13 protein-coding genes are annotated in these 13,732 nt (G+C 71.9%); 7 read left to right on the forward strand and 6 right to left on the reverse strand.

What is annotated here, in order from left to right; translation table 11 throughout:
- Positions 1-8: 8 nt before the first annotated feature.
- The 3 genes from QRN40_RS08175 to QRN40_RS08185 form a co-directional block, all read right to left on the reverse strand.
- The gene (locus QRN40_RS08175; RefSeq protein ID WP_285115075.1) at positions 9-1,271 is read right to left on the reverse strand and encodes an APC family permease; all 1,263 of its coding nucleotides are present in this window, start codon (positions 1,269-1,271) and stop codon (positions 9-11) included.
- Positions 1,272-1,390: 119 nt separating this feature from the next.
- On the reverse strand, positions 1,391-2,125 hold the full coding sequence (locus QRN40_RS08180; protein ID WP_285115076.1) for a dienelactone hydrolase family protein: 735 nt from the start codon (positions 2,123-2,125) through the stop codon (positions 1,391-1,393).
- Between the two features lie 173 nt (positions 2,126-2,298).
- The gene (locus QRN40_RS08185; protein WP_285115077.1) at positions 2,299-2,745 is read right to left on the reverse strand and encodes a GNAT family N-acetyltransferase; all 447 of its coding nucleotides are present in this window, start codon (positions 2,743-2,745) and stop codon (positions 2,299-2,301) included.
- Between the two features lie 104 nt (positions 2,746-2,849).
- Between QRN40_RS08185 and QRN40_RS08190 the strand changes: the two genes are divergently transcribed.
- Positions 2,850-2,972, forward strand: a complete 123-nt coding sequence (locus QRN40_RS08190) for a hypothetical protein (protein ID WP_285115078.1) — start codon at positions 2,850-2,852, stop codon at positions 2,970-2,972.
- 15 nt (positions 2,973-2,987) lie between these two features.
- Here QRN40_RS08190 and QRN40_RS08195 read toward each other — a convergent pair whose 3' ends face one another.
- Positions 2,988-3,725, reverse strand: a complete 738-nt coding sequence (locus QRN40_RS08195; RefSeq protein ID WP_285115079.1) for an SDR family oxidoreductase — start codon at positions 3,723-3,725, stop codon at positions 2,988-2,990.
- A gap of 70 nt (positions 3,726-3,795) precedes the next feature.
- Here QRN40_RS08195 and QRN40_RS08200 point away from each other — a divergent pair, with 70 nt between their 5' ends.
- The 4 genes from QRN40_RS08200 (at position 3,796) to araA (ending at position 8,725) form a co-directional block, all read left to right on the forward strand.
- Positions 3,796-4,794 carry a LacI family DNA-binding transcriptional regulator gene (locus tag QRN40_RS08200; protein ID WP_285115080.1) on the forward strand — a complete coding sequence of 333 codons (999 nt, stop codon included), beginning with the start codon at positions 3,796-3,798 and terminating at the stop codon, positions 4,792-4,794.
- An 81-nt stretch (positions 4,795-4,875) separates the two neighbouring features.
- A complete protein-coding gene (locus QRN40_RS08205; protein ID WP_285115081.1) occupies positions 4,876-6,513 on the forward strand; it encodes a xylulokinase in 1,638 nt (545 codons plus the stop codon).
- Complete coding sequence (locus tag QRN40_RS08210) at positions 6,510-7,208, forward strand: L-ribulose-5-phosphate 4-epimerase (protein ID WP_285115082.1); 699 nt, start codon at positions 6,510-6,512, stop codon at positions 7,206-7,208. Before QRN40_RS08205 ends, QRN40_RS08210 begins: the two co-directional genes overlap by 4 nt.
- On the forward strand, positions 7,208-8,725 hold the full coding sequence (araA, locus tag QRN40_RS08215) for an L-arabinose isomerase (protein ID WP_285115083.1): 1,518 nt from the start codon (positions 7,208-7,210) through the stop codon (positions 8,723-8,725). Before QRN40_RS08210 ends, araA begins: the two co-directional genes overlap by 1 nt.
- A 186-nt stretch (positions 8,726-8,911) precedes the next feature.
- Here araA and QRN40_RS08220 read toward each other — a convergent pair whose 3' ends face one another.
- Positions 8,912-10,177: an MFS transporter gene (locus QRN40_RS08220; RefSeq protein ID WP_285115084.1), complete on the reverse strand. Its 1,266-nt coding sequence runs from the start codon at positions 10,175-10,177 to the stop codon at positions 8,912-8,914.
- 84 nt (positions 10,178-10,261) lie between these two features.
- On the opposite strand from QRN40_RS08220, the gene QRN40_RS08225 reads away from it, so the two are divergent.
- Together QRN40_RS08225 and QRN40_RS08230 are read left to right on the forward strand one after the other, a co-directional pair.
- Entirely contained in the window at positions 10,262-11,137 is an 876-nt protein-coding gene (locus tag QRN40_RS08225) for a LysR family transcriptional regulator (protein WP_285115085.1), read from the forward strand.
- Between the two features lie 66 nt (positions 11,138-11,203).
- Positions 11,204-12,577: a low temperature requirement protein A gene (locus QRN40_RS08230; RefSeq protein WP_285115086.1), complete on the forward strand. Its 1,374-nt coding sequence runs from the start codon at positions 11,204-11,206 to the stop codon at positions 12,575-12,577.
- Here QRN40_RS08230 and QRN40_RS08235 read toward each other — a convergent pair.
- Complete coding sequence (locus QRN40_RS08235; protein WP_285115087.1) at positions 12,524-13,561, reverse strand: TerC family protein; 1,038 nt, start codon at positions 13,559-13,561, stop codon at positions 12,524-12,526. The two genes, QRN40_RS08230 and QRN40_RS08235, sit on opposite strands and share 54 nt — an antisense overlap.
- Positions 13,562-13,732 lie beyond the last annotated feature (171 nt).

Below are 13,732 nucleotides of genomic sequence, written 5' to 3' on the forward strand. Positions count from 1 at the left end.
CCGTGCGGTCAGCCCGCGCGCCGTATGCGCAGTCGCACGAAACGGTAGCCGATTCCGATGGCCAGGACCACGATCCCAGCGACGATCGCGGGCAGCGGCAGGGTGACGACGAGGACCACGCACCCGATCGCTCCGGCGACCGCGAGCAGCCGCGGGTACCGCCGGTGCGCCCGATCCTGCGTCCACGCCGAGGCGTTCGCGATCAGGTAGTACAGCAGCACGCCGAAGGAGGAGAAGCCGATGGCGCCCCGGAGGTCGGTGAACGCCACGAGCAGGCAGACGACCAGACCGAGCACGAGTTCGGCACGGTACGGCACCCGGAACCGGGGATGCACGGCCGCGAACCACGCGGGGATGTCCTGGTTGCGGGCCATCGCGAGGCTCGTCCGGCCGATCCCCGCGATCATCGCCAGCAGCGCCCCGAGGGCGGCGGTCGACGCGCCGATCCGGATCAGGACGCCGTGCCACGCGGCCCCGCTGGTGTCGGCCACGGCGCCGAGTGGGGCCGCCGCCTCGGAAAGGCCGGCCGCCCCGAGCGCATGCAGCGCCGAGACCGCGACCAGGGCGTACACGACGAGGGTGATCGTCAGCGCGGTGGTGATGGCGCGGGGGATGGTGCGGGCCGGATCCACCACCTCCTCACCCATGGTCGCGACCCGGGCGTACCCCGCGAACGCGAAGAACAGGAAGCCGGCCGACTGCAGGATGCCGTACCCGGTCACCGGCGGTCCGGGCTGAGCGGCGCTCGCCGCGGTGTGGGTGAACCCGATCACGACCGCGACCGTCAGAGCGACGAGCGAGACCGCGACAAGGATGCGCGTGAGCAGCGCCGTCCGCGTCACGCCGAGGGTGTTCACCACGGTGAGCGCGAGGACGGCCGCGATCGCGACCGGCTTCACGCACGGGCCGGGGACCGCGTACGTCGCGAAGGTCAGGGCCATCGCGGCCGAACTCGCCGTCTTGCCGACCACGAACGACCAGCCCGCGAAGAAACCGGCCCACTCGCCGAGGCGCTCGCGACCGTAGACGTACGTTCCGCCCGAGGTCGGGTACTGGGCGGCCAGTTGCGCCGACGACGTCGCATTGCAGAAGGCGATGAAGCCCGCGATCACCAGGCCGACGAGCAGCCCGGCACCGGCGGCGGCGGCGGCCGGGGCGAAGGACGCGAACACTCCGGCGCCGATCATCGAGCCCAGCCCGATGCTGATCGCGTCCCCGAGGGTCAGCCGCCGTGCCAGCGCGCCGCCGTGCGGGGTGGATGCTGCGCTCACGGGGTCACGAACCGGCCCTCCTGGGCGTCGACGGGGTCGCTGATGTGCGACGCCAGTCTAGGACCGTCGGGGGAACGGGGCCCGCCGTCGTGGTGACGGCGGCGGGCCCCGGCCCGGCCTCAGCCGAGGTGCCGGACGAAGAAGCGGGCAGCGTCCTCGCCCGCGTGCGCCGGGACGCCCCTGTGCCCGCCCAGGTTGGCCTGGAGCGTCTTCTCGCGCGAGCCGAACGCGTCGAACAGGTCGAGGGCCTGCTGCCGGTCGTTTCCCTCGTCGTCCCACTGCAGCAGCATGTGCAGGGGGATGGTGACCCCGCGGGCCTCGTCGACCACGCTGCGGGGCACGTAACTGCCCGCGAAGAGGCCGAGAGCCGCGATGCGCGGGTCGACGGCCGCCAGGCCGATGGCGACGGCCGTCACTCCGCCGGAGAAGCCGACGGGGCCGCCGATCTCGGGAAGCGCCAGGAGGGCGTCGAGCGTGGCCTGCCATTCGGGGACGGCCGCCGCCACCAGCGGAAGGACCAGCCGGTCGACGAGCTCGTCATCCACCGGCCTCCCTGCCTCGAGCGTGGCCTGCAGGTCGGCCCGCGCCTGCTCGGCGTCGGGGGACCGGGGGCGGTCGCCGCTGCCGGGCAGTTCGATGGTGGCCGTCGCGAAGCCGTCGGCAGCGGAGCGGAGCGCACGGCCGACGAGGCGCGGGCGCATCATGTCGAGGCCACCGGGATGCCCGAGCAGGATGAGCGGTGCGGGCGAGGCGGCGGAAGCCGATCCGGGCATCCAGAGGACACCGGGGATGTCGCCGAGAGTGAAGTCGCGTTCGACGAGATCGTCGACGCGTTGTTCTGAAGTGAAGTGCATGGTCGTGCCTTTCGGGAGTGCTCTGTGAAGGGCGCTCCCGGACGACCTATCGCCCGACCGTGACCCCTGAGGAGAGCACCCACGTCGATTCGTTCACGGGTACCACCTCCTCGGTTCTTCCAACGGTCCGCGGGAAAGAGTAGCAGCGGTGGGTCGATGCGGGAAGGCCAGGGTCAGACCTCGAGCGCGCCGACCACCTCGCCGAACAGGACCTCGCCGGTCGGGACGAAGCCGCAGGCGCGGTAGAACCCTTCGGGCCCTCCGTCGCCCCGCTCCCACAGCACCGTGATGCGGTCGATGCCGCGACGCCGTGCCTCGGCCGCGACCTGCGCGACGTCGAAGCGCCCCACGCCGCGACCCTGCGCCTTCTCGTCGACGTTGAGCCGCCAGATGCCCGCCCGGAACGCCTCTAGTTCATTCTCCGGATCCCAATTCGCCATCACGAACCCGACGACCCCGTCGTCATCGACGATCGCGCGTGGCCAGGCCGTCGGCGTGACGTACGCCTCGGCGATGGATTCGAGCACGGGAGCGACGAAGCGCTCCTGACCGGGCGCCAGCCGCAGGTCCCGGAGACCCCGCAGGTTGGACGTCGAGAGCTCCTCGATTCGCAGCGCCATGCGAGCACCGTAGCGCCGCCCGCCGACATCGGGCGACCGGGACATGGACCTGCCGGGCGCGGCGGCGTACGGTCGCGCGGACACCTGAACGAAAGGATGACGCGATGAGCGACGAGAAGGATCGGCCGAACGCCGACGAACTGCCCGACGGCTCCGGCTCCGACGGCAGCGAACCGGAACCCGGAGAGGACACGGTCTCGGGCGGCGGGCCGGACGAGCACAAGTGATCCCGCGTCGGGCGCTCAGCGGCGGTGGAACGGCCGCACGCTGAGCGTCTCGACGGTCCCCGACGGCGGCAGGTCCACGGCGACGCGAACCGTCGCAGCCACCATCTCCGGGGTGATCGTGTAGGTCGGGTCGTACGTGAGCCCCTCCCGGGCGACCAGCGCACGCTGCATGTCGGTGTCGACGCGGCCCGGGTGGATGCTGCTCACGCGCACACCGTTCGGGCGCTCCTCCTCGCGCAGCGCGTCCGTGAGCGCCCGCAGCGCGAACTTCGAGCCGGCGTAGACGCCTCCCCCGGCGCCGCTGGCCAGCCCCGAGCCGCTGTTGATCGCGACCACGATGCCGCCGGCGGCCCGCAACGCGGGGAGCGCGCGCCGGGTCAGCGCGGCGACGGCGAACACGTTCGCCTCGAAGACGTGACGCCAGGTCGCGGCGTCGGTCTCTTCGATCGTGCCGCCGTCCTCCACTCCCGCCGAATGGACCAGCACATCCAGTCGTTCCGGAACGGCCGGAAGGGATGCGCCCGACAGGTCGGCGACCAGGTCGGCCACGTACGGCTCGGCCGAGGGGAGCGCGGCGACGACCGCATCCACGGCGTCCGCATCCCGTCCGCCGACGAGGATGTGGTGCGTCCGTCCCAGCTCGGCGGCGATGGCCCGCCCGATCCCCCGGGAGGCGCCGGTGACCAGCGCGATCGGTCGTCGCGTGCCGGCGGCAAGGTTCTCGGGCGTGGGCGATGCATCCGTGTGTGCCATGCTCCGACCCTACGGCGGTTCGTGCCGGCACCGCGGCTCGCTAGGGTGTGGATGTGCCGGAGGTGTGGACGTGAGCGAGACCGGGCGCCCGGCGGGCGTCCGCGAGGTGGCTGCGGCCGCGGGCGTCTCGCGCCAGACCGTCTCGCGGGTGCTGAACGACCATCCCAGCATCCGGCCGGAGACGCGTGCCCGGGTGCTCGAGGCGATGTCGCAGCTCGACTTCCGTCCCAACCGTGCGGCACGGGCGCTGACGACCGCCCGGTCCGGCACGATCGGCGTGCTGGCGGCCGGGGCGTCGTCGCTGTTCGGTCCCGCATCCAGCATCGATGCGGTCGAGAACGCCGCGCGGGACGCCGGATACACGGTCACCGTGGCGCATGCCGCTTCCCTGGAACCCGCCGACCTCGAGGCCGCACTCGACCATCTGCGCGCCCAGGCCGTCGAGGGCGTCGTGGTGATCGCGCCGCAGCAGCGGGTCCAGGATGCGATGGCGCAGTTCTCGCTCTCCGTCCCGTCGGTCACGTTGCACGGCGCAGGGGGGTCCGCTGACGAAGGCGTCTTCGTCGACCAGGTGCTCGGTGCCCGCCTGGCCGCGCGCCACCTCCTGGATGCGGGCCACCGGCGCATCGCCCACCTGAGCGGCCCGGGCGACTGGTCGGAGGCCCGCGCCCGGCGCGACGGCTTCCTCGCCGAGGTGGAGGCCGCCGGAGCGGACGCGGTCGTGTCGCGCGAGGGCGACTGGACGGCCGCATCCGGCGCTGCGATCGGCGCGGAGCTGGTGGCGGATGCGACGATCACGGCGGTGTTCGCCTCCAACGACCAGATGGCTCTCGGCGTGCTGCACGCGGCGCGGTCGGCCGGGCGGGCGGTGCCGGACGACCTCGCCGTGGTCGGGTTCGACGACATCCCGGAGGCCGCGTTCTTCGCGCCGCCGCTGACGACCGTCCGGCAGGAGTTCGACGAGCTCGGCCGCCGCTGCGTCGCGCGGCTGGTGGCGCTGCTGGAGGGCGGTGACCTGGCGTTCGAGGAGCCGGTGGCTCCCGTGCTGGTGGTGCGCGCGTCCGCCTGACGGCCGCGGGAGTGGCGCTCGGGCGTCGCGTGTCGTATGCTCGCAAGCGCAGATGTGACCGGTCACAAAGGAGTCCCACACATGCCAGAAGCCGCCCGCGACGCGATCGCCCAGGGCCGCACGGCGCTCGGCATCGAGTTCGGTTCCACCCGCATCAAGGCCTGCCTGGTCGACGCGGACGATCCCTCCCACGTGCTCGCCGTCGGCGCGCACGACTGGGAGAACGCCTACGTCGACCGGCTCTGGACCTACTCGCTCGACGACGTGTGGACCGGCGTGCAGGCCGCCTACGCCGCCCTGGTCGCGGACGCCGAGGCGCGCCATGGCATCGCTCCTACGCGCGTGGGCGCGCTCGGCGTCTCGGCGATGATGCACGGCTACCTCGCCTTCGACGACGCGGGCGAACTCCTCGTGCCGTTCCGCACCTGGCGCAACACCAACACCGGCGCGGCCGCCCGCGAGCTGACCGACCTGCTCGGCGTCAACATCCCCCTCCGCTGGTCGATCGCGCACCTGCACCAGGCCGTGCTGGATGCCGAGCCGCACGTCCCGCAACTCCATTCCGTCACCACCCTCGCCGGCTACGTGCACTGGCGGCTCACCGGGCGCCGGGTGCTCGGGGTCGGGGACGCGTCGGGCATGTTCCCGATCGACCCGGCGACCGCCGGCTACGACGCCGACCTCGTGACGCGCTACGACGGGTTGGCGGACGGCCGCATCCCGCCGCTGCTCGAACTACTGCCCGAGGTGCTCGTCGCGGGGGAGCCCGCCGGTGAACTGACCGCCGAAGGCGCCGCCCTGCTCGACCCGTCCGGGCGCCTGCAGTCCGGCGCTCCGGTCTGCCCGCCGGAAGGAGACGCGGGAACCGGGATGGTGGCCACGGCCGCCGTCGCGCCGCGCACCGGCAATGTCAGTGCGGGCACCAGCATCTTCGCCATGGTCGTGCTGGAGCGTCCGCTGGCCGAGGTGCACGAGGAGCTCGACGTCGTGACGACGCCCGCCGGGGACCCGGTCGCGATGGTGCACTGCAACAACGGCGCGAGCGAGCTGGCCGAGTGGGCCGGACTGTTCGGCCGCTTCGCCGCGGCCTCGGGTGCCGCCCCCGACCCCGATGCGGTCTTCGACACCCTGCTCCGCGAGGCGCTCACGGGCGAGGACGACGCCGGCGGCCTGCTCGCCTACAACCACCTCGCCGGCGAGCCGATCGCCGGGCTCACCGAGGGGCGCCCGCTGCTGGTCCGCACGCCGGGCAGCCGGTTCACCCTCGGCAACCTGATGCGCGCCGAGGTCTACGGGGTGTTCGCCACTCTGGCGCTCGGGATGCGCGTCCTCGACAGCGAAGGCGTCGCCCTCGACCGGATGCTCGCCCATGGCGGCGTGTTCCGCACCGCCGGAGTGGCGCAGCGTTTCCTGGCGGGTGCGCTGAACGCTCCCGTCTCGGTCGCGGCGACCGCGTCCGAGGGCGGCGCGTGGGGGATCGCGGTCCTCGCCGCCTACCTGCGCTCCGGCGGAACGGACGGGCGCGACCTCGACGCCTACCTCCGCGACCGTGTCTTCGCCGAGGTCGCATTCGAGACGGCCGACCCGCAGCCGCAGGACGTCGCCGGGTTCGCCGACTACCTCTTCCGCTACGACGCCGGCCTCGCCGTCGAGCGTGCCGCCGTCTCGGCGCTGCCCGACCGCGCGGCGACCGCCTCCCCGGAAGGAACCGCCCAGTGACCACTGAATCCCCCGCTGTCCGCGCCGTTCGCGAGCGCGTCGCCGCGCTGCACGCCGAGCTCGTCCGCTACGGACTCGTCGTCTGGACCGGCGGCAACGTCTCCGGACGCGTCCCCGGCGAGGACCTCTTCGTCATCAAGCCGAGCGGAGTGGACTACGACGACCTCGCGCCGGACAACATGATCCTCTGCACCCTCGACGGCGAGGTCGTGCCCGGCTCGCTCGGCGCCGAACGGTCGCCGTCGTCGGACACCGCCGCGCACGCCTTCGTCTACCGCAACATGCCGGAGGTCGGCGGCGTCGTGCACACGCACTCGACCTACGCCACCGCGTGGGCGGCGCGGGCCGAGCCCATCCCGTGTGCCATCACCGCGATGGCGGACGAGTTCGGCGGCGACATCCCCGTCGGTCCGTTCGCGATCATCGGCGACGACTCCATCGGCCGGGGCATCGTGCAGACGCTGACCGGCCACCGCAGCCGCGCCGTCCTGATGCAGAACCACGGCGTCTTCACCATCGGCACCGACGCGCGCGACGCGGTGAAGGCCGCCGTCATGGCCGAGGACGTCGCCCGCACCATGCACATCGCCCGCCAGGGCGGCGACATCGTGCCCATCCCGCAGGAGGCGATCGACAGCCTCTTCGACCGCTACCAGAACGTGTACGGACAGAACCCGGAAGGAACCAACCCCTGATGCCGAAGCTCACCACCTCCCTCGATGTGTACGAGGTCTGGTTCCTCACCGGCAGCCAGCACCTGTACGGGCCCGAGACGCTCGCGCAGGTCGCCGACCAGTCGCGCGCCATCGCCGACGAGCTGGGCGCGTCCCCCGACGTGCCGGTCCGGATCGTCTGGAAGCCGGTCCTGACCGATGCGGACGCCATCCGCCGCACCATGCTCGAGGCCAACGCCGACGACAGCGTGATCGGCCTGATCACCTGGATGCACACCTTCAGCCCCGCGAAGATGTGGATCGCCGGCCTGGACGCCCTCCAGAAGCCGCTGCTGCACCTGCACACCCAGGCGAATGTCGAACTGCCGTGGGGTGAGATCGACTTCGACTTCATGAACCTGAACCAGGCCGCGCACGGCGACCGCGAGTTCGGTTACATCCTCACCCGCCTGGGCGTGCCGCGCACGACCGTCGCGGGTCACGTGTCCAACCCGGTCGTCGCCGCACGCGTCGGCACGTGGATGCGCGCCGCAGCCGGCCACACCGCGACCCGCACGCTGAAGCTGGCGCGCTTCGGCGACAACATGCGCTTCGTCGCCGTGACCGAGGGCGACAAGACGGAGGCCGAGCACGTGTTCGGCGTGCAGGTCAACACCTGGGGCGTCAACGAGCTGGCGGAGGCGGTGGCGGCGGCATCGTCCGAGGCCGTCGACGCGCTGGTCGCGGAGTACGAGGACCTGTACGACGTCGTCCCCGAGCTCCGTCGTGGCGGTGACCGCCACCAGTCGCTGCGCGACGGCGCGGCGATCGAGCTGGGCCTGCGGTCGTTCCTGGAGGAGGGCGGCTTCGGCGCCTTCACGACCAGCTTCGAGGACCTCGGCGCGCTCAAGCAGCTGCCGGGTCTGGCCGTCCAGCGCCTCATGGCCGAGGGCTACGGCTTCGGCGCCGAGGGCGACTGGAAGACCGCGATCCTCGTGCGCGCGGCCAACGTGATGGGTGCGGGGCTGCCGGGCGGCGCCTCCCTCATGGAGGACTACACGTACGACCTGACGCCCGGCGACGAGCGCATCCTCGGGGCGCACATGCTCGAGGTGAGCCCGTCGCTGTCGACCGCCACTCCCACCCTCGAGGTGCACCCGCTCGGCATCGGCGGCAAGGACGACCCGGTGCGCCTGGTCTTCAGCGCCGATCCCGGCCCCGCCGTTGTGGTCGCACTGTCGGATGTGCGCGACCGCTTCCGGCTGGTCGCGAACGTGGTCGAGGTCGTCGAGCCGTCGGCGCCCCTCCCCAAGCTGCCGGTCGGTCGCGCGGTGTGGAAGCCGGCCCCCGACTTCACCACCTCGGCGACGGCGTGGCTGGAGGCCGGCGCCGCCCACCACACCGTCATGAGCACGGCGGTCGGGGTGGAGGTCTTCGAGGACTTCGCCCGCATGGCCCGCACGGAACTGCTGATCATCGACGACTCCACGACCCTGCGGCAGTTCCGCCGCGACCTGGAGGGCAACGCCGCGTACTACCGCCTCGCCCGCGGCCTCTGACGGCCGGCTGACGCCGCCGCCCGGCGGCCCGCCGTCCAGCGGTGGCTAACGTCGGAGAAAGCGGTCGGAATCTCCGACGTACCGCGGTGCGGGAGGAGATTCGGCCGGGGATCGGCCGAATCTCCTTCAATGGGCGGTGGATCTCCGACGCTGGCTGGAAGGCGCGTAGGCGCTCGCGGCGCGCGCCTACGCGCGGCGCAGCATCCGGAGGCCGGCGGGCACGGACAGCACGGCGACCGCGGCCACGAACACCACGAGCACCGGCACCAGCGGCCAGAGGATGAGCGCGACACCGACCAGCAGGACCGGCAGCGCGAGGCCGATGTACGCGATCAGGAAGATCGCGGCGAGCACCTCGCCGCGGCGCTCGGGCGCGGCCAGCGAGGCTGCGACCGCGATCGCCGAGCGGAACTGCAGCCCCACCCCGGCTCCGGCGATCACGCCGCTCACGATGAACACCCAGAGGGATGCGGCGAGCACGCCCGCTGCGAGGCCGCCGAGCCCGAGCAGCATGAGCGTGAGCGCGAGGACGAGCTGGGTGCGGGTCGACAGTCGCGCGAAGACGATTTGCGACACCGCCGAGGCCGCGAACACGGCGAACGGCACGAAGCCGGCGAGCAGGTGCGAGGTCTGGTGCAGGGTCCCGGCGAGGACGCTCGGCGCGAGCGAGGTGAACAGGCCGAAGACCGCGAACCCGGCGAACGCGGCGACGGCGGCCGCCGAGAAGGCGCCGCGCGCCTCCGCGGGCAGCGAGATGCGCTGCGGCCGGTAGGCGGGACGCTCCTCGGCGCGCTCGACCGTCTCCGGGACGAGAGCGACGGCCACCGCGGCGACGGCGAGGATCACGAGGAACACGACGTACGGGAGCAGCAGCGGCTGCGGCAGGAACTGCGCGAACGCCCCGGCGATCAGCGGGCCGAGCGCGAGTCCGCCGGTGTTGACGACGGTGGACACCGTCCCGGCCAGCCGCGGACCCTCCGCCGGGCGGGCGACCGCGCGCAGCTCGCTCAGGTGGGCGGTCGCGCTCGCGGTGAGCGCTCCGACGCCGATGCCGGAGATGGTGCGGGCGACGATGAGCCCGGCCACGTCGTTCCACACCAGGAAGAGGGCGGCCGCCACGATCTCGAGCAGGACCGCGATGAGGATCATCCGCCGCCGGCCCGCGATGTCACTGAGGTGGCCGATCAGCCAGAGGCTCGCGATGACTCCGACGGCGTACGCGGCGAAGATGACGGTCACGACCCAGGTCGGGAAGCCGTCGCGGGCCTGGTACAGCGCGTACAGCGGGGTGGGGATGGTGGAGAAGGCCATCACGGTGAGGAACGCCGCCGCGATGACCCAGAAGCCGGCACCGTGCCGGAAGCGGAACGGCCGGTCGGTGCGGTCGGCGCGCGTGCCGCTGACGCGGGGCAGCGAGCCGGTTGAGGAGGCGGAGTCGAGCATGCTGGTCATGGTTTGATGATGCTCTCACTGAAGCATCGAGTCCAACGGAAATAGACGATGCTGAGCATCGACCAAGCCGATATCATCCTGCACATGGACACCCGCCAGCTCGAGTACTTCGTCGCGGTCGCCGACGAACGCAGCTTCACCCGCGCCGCCGAGCGTGTGTACGCGGCGCAGTCGACCGTCTCGGCCGGCATCCAGAGCCTGGAACGCGAGCTCGGGGCGCCGCTGTTCGAGCGGGATGCGCACGGCGTGCGGCTGACCGACACGGGCGAGGCCGTCCTCACCGAGGCGCGCAACGGCATCCAGGCGGTCGAGCGGATGCGCGAGCTCGCGGATGCTCAGGGGCCGCTCCGCGGGACCGTCCGCGTCGGCATCTTCACCAACCTCCGCAGTATCGACCTGCCCGGGATCATGGGGGAGTTCCATCGACGGCACCCGCACGTCGACCTCCGGCTCGGTCCGTCGCCGGGCGGCTCCACGGGCCTGGTGGAGGAGGTGCGCCAGGGGCGGGTCGACATCGCCTTCCACGGCCTGCCCGATGCGGTGCCGGACCTCGTGACGCGGCACCTCGTCGTCTCGCCGTTCCTCGCGGTCCTGCCGGAGGCGCATCCCCGTGCCGGAGACCGGGAGGTCTCGCTGACCGACCTCGCCGACGAGCCGTGGGTGGATTCGCGGGCCGGCTTCGGGAACCGCGTCACGCTCGACCGGGCGTTCGCCGCCGCGGGGCTCACCCGCCGCATCCCGACCGAGCTGGCCGATCTGGGCGAGATCCCGCGGTTCGTCGCCGCCGGACTCGGGGTGGCGGCCCTGCCCGAATTGACGATCATCCCGGCGGAGGGGGCGGTGGTGCGTCCGCTGCGGGAGCCCGTCGGCTGGCAGCTGAACGCGATCGCGCGCCCGCGTCCCGGCCGTGCCGCGGAGGCGTTGCTCGCCCTGCTCGCCGAACGCATCCGCCGCGCCTGATCGGGGATCGCCCGCACCTCTTCCCGGGGCCTCCGGGATGCGCCAGACTCGGCGCGGGGAGGTCAGGTGGGCGAAGACGAGCACTTCACAGCGCAGCTGCGCGAGGAGCTGCGCCATCGGGTCCGCCCCATGCGCGGCCGGGATCCGAAGGAGCGGGGTCGCACGACCACCCCCCTGGAGTTGCTCTACGACCTGACCTACGTGGTGGCCTTCGCCGCCGCCTCCGACATGCTCGCCGAGCAGCTCAGCCACGGCGACATCTGGCCCGCCCTCGGCGCGTACATCTTCGCCGTGTGGGCGGTGAGCTGGGCCTGGCTGAACTTCACCTGGTTCACGTCGGCCTACGGCAACGACGACCTGCTCTTCCGCATCGCGACCATCGTCCAGATGGTCGGCGTGCTCGTCCTCACCTACGGCCTCCCGGTGAGCTTCGAGCGGGCCGCGCACGGCGAGAGTCCGAACAACCTGCTGATGGTGATCGGCTACATCATCATGCGCGTCCCGCAGATCCTGCTCTGGCTGCGGGCGGCACGCGAGGACCCGGACCACCGCAGCAACGCCCTCTCCTACGTCGTCATCATCTCGATCGCACAGGTCGGCTGGCTGCTGACGGCGATCGTTCCGCTGCCCGTCGGCGTCACGGTGACCGCGCTGATCGTCCTGGCGCTGTTCGAGATGGTCGCGCCGGTGGTCGCCACGCGCAGCTACGGCTTCTCGCCCTGGAACGCCGGTCATCTCGCGGAGCGCTTCGCCCTGCTGACGCTGATCACGATCGGCGAGGTGATCGCCGGGACCACCGCGGCCGTCGGCGCGCTGACCCAACAGGTGGGGTGGTCGCCGGAGGCGGTGCTCATCGCGGCTTCCGGGCTGGTGACGGCCGCGGCCGTCTGGTGGACGTACTTCCTGGTGCCGTCGCGCGCGATCCTGGAGCGGCGTCCCGAGCGCGCGTTCGGCTGGCGGTACGCCCACCTGGCGCTGTTCGGCTCGATCGCCGCCATCGGGGCCGGCCTGCACCTCACGACCATCGCGGTCGAGAAGGGCGGGGTCTCCCTGCTCGGCATCGCCCTCGCCCTCGCGGTGCCGCTCGCGACGACCATCGTGCTGATCTTCCTGACCTGGAGCGTGCTCCTGCGCTCGTTCGACTTCACGCACGTCCCCCTGCTCCTGATCACGCTCGCGCCGCTCGCGGCGGCCGTGGTCGTGGGCGCGGTGACCCGTCCCGGTCAGTCGATCGACCTGGAGCAGCCGGGCTCGCTGACGACGCTCAGCCTCGTCGTTGGACTGGTCGCCCTCGGCGCGGTCGTCGAGGTCGTCGGCCACGAACTGGTCGGCTTCGGGCACACGCTGCGCGCGTGGCGGGCGGACCGATCCGGGTTCGCGCGCGACTCAGCCGGCGGACCGCCCCGGATCGCGGGCGGTGACGGAACCGCGCGCTCCTGAGTCCGGCTCGTCGGCGTCCCGGCGCTCACCGCGAGTCTTCAGGAGGCTCGCGGCCGCGGCGACGGCGATGGTCACGCCGATGAAGACGAGCGAGAACCAGGTCGGGATCTCGGGGATCCACTCGACGTGGTGTCCGCCGTTGATGAACGGCAGCTCGTTGACGTGCAGGGCGTGGAACACGAGCTTCACCCCGATGAAGGCGAGGATGACCGCCAGTCCCTGCGAGAGGTAGACGAGTCGCTCGAGCAGTCCGCCGATCAGGAAGAACAGCTGGCGGAGGCCCATCAGCGCGAAGGCGTTCGCCGTGAACACGATGTAGGCCTCGCTGGTGAGCCCGTAGATCGCCGGGATGGAGTCCACCGCGAAGACGACGTCGATGAGGCTGATCGCGACGATGGTGAGCAGCATCGGAGTGACGAACCGGCGGCCGTCCTTCTTCACCGTGAGGCGGTCGCGGTTGTACTCGTCGGTCACCGGGAGGTGGCGGCGGACGAACCGCATCAGGCGGTTGTCGGAGGGGTCGGAGTCATGCGATCCGAACGCCTGGCGCCAGGCCAGGAAGAGCAGCAGCGCGCCGAAGAGGTAGAACACCCACGAGTAGTTGTCGATGAGCGTCGCGCCGACGGCGATGAAGGCGCCGCGCAGGATGAGCGCGATGATGATGCCGATCATCAGCACCTTCTGCTGGTAGGCCTTCGGCACCGCGAAGGCCGACATCACGAGCAGGAAGACGAACAGGTTGTCGACCGACAGCACCTTCTCGGTGAGGTAGCCGGCGAAGTACTCGCCGCCGTAGGTCCAGCCGGACACCATGCCGATGCCGACACCGAACAGCAGAGCCAGGCCGATGTAGAAGGCGGACCAGCGCGCCGACTCGCCGATGCTCGGCTCATGCGGCTTGCGGACATGCGCGAAGAACTCGTAGACGAAGAACGCGATCGTGATCGCGATCGTGATGATCCAGATGAGCGGGGTGACCTGCACCGGGACTCCAAGGGGGTAGGCGGAACGTCTGCCCAAGGTCTCCTCCGCCCCGACGAGGTCGGGACCAGTGGCCCGGGATGCGATGGCGCATCCGTATTGACGGGCTCAGTGCGAAGCGGGAGTACTCCCCTTGTGTCCTCCGATCCTATCGGCGCCGAGCCTGGTGAGACT

Origin of the sequence: Leifsonia sp. fls2-241-R2A-40a (genome assembly GCF_030209575.1) — a bacterium.
GTDB lineage: Bacteria > Actinomycetota > Actinomycetes > Actinomycetales > Microbacteriaceae > Leifsonia.

Coding starts and splice junctions, on each gene's coding strand:
- QRN40_RS08180 (WP_285115076.1), bottom strand. CDS start 2,125: ATGCACTTCACTTCAGAACAACGCGTCGACGATCTCGTCGAACGCGAC.
- QRN40_RS08185 (WP_285115077.1), bottom strand. CDS start 2,745: ATGGCGCTGCGAATCGAGGAGCTCTCGACGTCCAACCTGCGGGGTCTC.
- QRN40_RS08190 (WP_285115078.1), top strand. CDS start 2,850: ATGAGCGACGAGAAGGATCGGCCGAACGCCGACGAACTGCCCGACGGC.
- QRN40_RS08195 (WP_285115079.1), bottom strand. CDS start 3,725: ATGGCACACACGGATGCATCGCCCACGCCCGAGAACCTTGCCGCCGGC.
- QRN40_RS08205 (WP_285115081.1), top strand. CDS start 4,876: ATGCCAGAAGCCGCCCGCGACGCGATCGCCCAGGGCCGCACGGCGCTC.
- araA (WP_285115083.1), top strand. CDS start 7,208: ATGCCGAAGCTCACCACCTCCCTCGATGTGTACGAGGTCTGGTTCCTC.
- QRN40_RS08220 (WP_285115084.1), bottom strand. CDS start 10,177: ATGACCAGCATGCTCGACTCCGCCTCCTCAACCGGCTCGCTGCCCCGC.
- QRN40_RS08225 (WP_285115085.1), top strand. CDS start 10,262: ATGGACACCCGCCAGCTCGAGTACTTCGTCGCGGTCGCCGACGAACGC.